This window comes from Methylobacterium aquaticum (assembly GCF_001043915.1).
GTDB classification, from domain to species: Bacteria; Pseudomonadota; Alphaproteobacteria; order Rhizobiales; family Beijerinckiaceae; genus Methylobacterium; species Methylobacterium aquaticum.
In genome coordinates this window covers 1-3,115 of sequence record NZ_LABX01000419.1, presented here as the reverse complement: position 1 = coordinate 3,115, position 3,115 = coordinate 1, and the positions used below count along the sequence as shown (strand labels likewise).

General features: G+C 66.0%; 2 protein-coding genes. Both read left to right on the top strand.

Annotated elements, in window-relative coordinates; genetic code table 11:
* Positions 1-1,076 (top strand): ABC transporter substrate-binding protein (locus VP06_RS32920; RefSeq protein ID WP_048468038.1); only part of this gene is annotated, 1,076 nt, incomplete at its 5' end.
* 670 nt (positions 1,077-1,746) lie between these two features.
* The coding region (locus VP06_RS32915) for a leucine-rich repeat domain-containing protein (RefSeq protein WP_048468037.1) at positions 1,747-3,115 on the top strand (1,369 nt) is incomplete at its 3' end.

Below are 3,115 nucleotides of genomic sequence, written 5' to 3'. Positions count from 1 at the left end.
GGATCGCGAGCTTGGCGCCCGAGGACGAGGGGCTGGCGGGCGCCAAGCTCGCGATCCAGGACAACACCACGACCGGCCGCTTCGTGCGCCAGAGCTTCGCCCTCGACGCGGTGGCCCTGGGCACCGCGGCTCCCGGCGAGCCGCCGCCCCAGAGCCCGGTCGAGGCCGCGCGCGACCTCGTGGCGAAGGGCCTGCGCTTCCTCGTTCTGGCGCTTCCCGCCGACGAGATGCTGGCGGTGGCGGATGCCCTGAAGGGATCGGGCACCGTCCTGTTCAACGCGAGCGCCCCCGACGACCGCCTGCGCGGGGCCGATTGCCGGGCCGACCTGTTCCATATCGCCCCGAGCCGGGCGATGCAGACCGACGCGCTGGCGCAGTTCCTCGCCTTCATGCGCTGGCGCAAGCTCTTCCTCATCACCGGCCCGCAGGAGAGCGACAAGCTCTGGGCCGAGGCGATGAAGCGCTCTGCCAAGAAATTCGGGCTCCAGATCAGCGCGGAACGCCCCTGGACCTTCGGACCCCTGGCGCGGGCCCGCGGCGACACCCCGACCCGGGCCGAGGCGCTCGTCTTCACCCGCGGGCTCGATTACGACGTCGCCGTGGTGGCCGACGAGGCCGGGGATTTCGGCGATTACGTGCCGTTCCACACCGTCGATCCGCGCCCGGTGGTCGGCACGCAGGGGCTCGTCCCCACCACCTGGCACCCGACGCTGGAGGTCTGGGGTGCCGCCCAGGCCCAGAACCGCTTCCGCCGCCTCGCCGGCCGGCTGATGCGGCCCCTCGACTATCAGGTCTGGGCGGCTTTGCGGGCGGTGGGCGAGGCCGCCTTCCAGAAGAAGACCACCGACCCGGCGGCGCTCGCCGCCGCCATCGCCGATCCGGCCTTCACCCTGCCAGGCTACAAGGGCGTGGCCTTGAGCTTCCGCCCCTGGGACCACCAATTGCGCCAGCCGATCCTGCTGGTGCAGCCCCAGGCCCTGGTGGCGGTGGCGCCGGAGCAGGGCTACCTGCACCAGCGCACGCCGCTCGATACGCTGGGGATCGACCTGCCGGAGACGCAGTGCAAGCTAAAATAATGAAATAAATATTTTTTAAAAATTATAATCAGCAAAAACGAAATAATACTTTATATTTTTTAATATTACTCAATGTTCTTATAGAAATCGTGATGGATTTCAGACGCGGCGCCAGTTGATTCTAAAAAATCGCAACTCCGCCGGAAGCGCTCACGGCTGTTGACAAAAATAGAAAAACCTGGGACGATCTGCTAAAAACAAAAAACTGCCTGCACGAGTTTCACCGCGCCTTCCAATCGATCAGGAGTGACGCATGGCAAAGGTGATTCTCAAGGCCGCAATGGCACTTATCGTTGGTTCGGCAAACCTTGAATTTGTCGAATTCAAGGTTGCACACAAACACTTCGAGCTGCGCTGCAGGGCAACGATAGAACGAGTAGCCTGCAGAATCAACATACCGAAGCAGGACGGCCAATTTTAACAATGGCCGCCTGCCTGATTTTAGAGCACACTAAGCGACAACTCAGAGACATTCGGCGCTCGCTGCAGGAACCTAGCAAAGCCGACCTTCACTCGGCTTTGCCGTTTCCGCATATTCCCTATTGAGAACATGCACACAGCCATTCACATCGTACTACAATGAGAGTTAAGGAGAAGTCTGGCGCAAACGATAGCCCAACATCCGCAATGGTGCGCAATGGTACGCAATTTTCCCTCAGACTCAGCGCTTATGCGTTTCGCAAGCCTTCTGGATGGGCATAGGCGCAACGGCACTCGACCAGCGGCGGCAACGGGGGAGCCCTGGACCTATGCCGGCCTCGCCGCCGAGATCCCGAGTGGCCGCGCCAACGAGTTCGTCTCGCCCCGCAGCGTCTCGAACTGGTGCAAGGGCACGTCGCTGCCCGACGAGATCGAGCCGATCCTGCGGGCCCTGTTCGGGCCGAGCGACCGCCATGCCGCGGCCCGGTCGGAGTTGCGGTCCGCCTTCCAGGCAGCCCGCGACGAGAAGGCCGCCCGCATCCTCGCCAAGGCGAAGACGGACCCGGCCGGCGGCCAATGGGTGATCGAGGACGACCAGTTCGTCCTCGACCGCTCGCTCCGCCCGACCGACCAGCGCGCCGCGAAGGACCCGCTCCGGCGGCAATTGCAGGCCGCCATCCTGCGGCACGCCGCCGATTTGGCCGAACGGGCCCGGCGCGTCGGCAACACGCGGAGTTGGGGCGGGCTGGGCGACGCCGCCGCCCGGTTCCACGCCGCCCTCCAGGGCGAGCCGCGCGACGTGCTGGACCGCCTCGGCGACGCCTATGCCAGCCTGCTCGAACTCGGCAGCTTCCTGGAGACGGATATCCGGCTCCAGAACGACCCGGCCCGGTTCGACGACCCGCTCGACGCGGACATCCAGGGCGTGCTCAGCACCCTGGTCCGCACCGCCGCCCCCTGGCTGCGCGGCTTTCCGACCGTGGCGCGCTGGGACGACGAGGCCGGCAAGGCGCTGTTGCGCGCCGACCTGTTCCAGCCCGCCCGCGAGTTCATCCGCATCAACCGGAAGCGTCAGGCGATCCCGGAGCGGGATGCGGCTGAGATCGTCGCGCTCGCCGAGACGGCGGAGACGGTGGGGTTCCAGGGCCACAAGGCCGGGACCCGGGCCGTGGGCCAAGCCACGAACCTGCTGCTGGCAGAGGCGACGGCCGTGGCGGTGTCCCGGATCGGAAACCAGGACGAGGCCGCGCTTCCCATCACGGCCCGGGCGCTCTCCACCCTCTCGGCCGCCCAGGCAGAAGTCGAGGCGTTCTCGGCGCATTGGCCGCCGGATCTGCGCCTCGCCCTGCGGGCGATCCTGGAGGATCGGCAGGACCATCTTGGGGTCTCGCCTGCCGCCTCGCTGCCCGCGGCAGTGCCGGACGACGTGGAAAAGCAGGCGGCTGCCCTGATCCTCCAAGGGCAAAGCCCACCGGCCGCGTGGCGGCCCTTCATCCGCAATCTGGATTTTTCATTTCAGGAACTAGGCGACGTCGCGCCCCTGGCAGGTCTCACCAGCCTCCAGACCCTCGACCTCAGCAACACCCAGGTCACCAACGTCGCCCCCCTGGCAGCTCTCA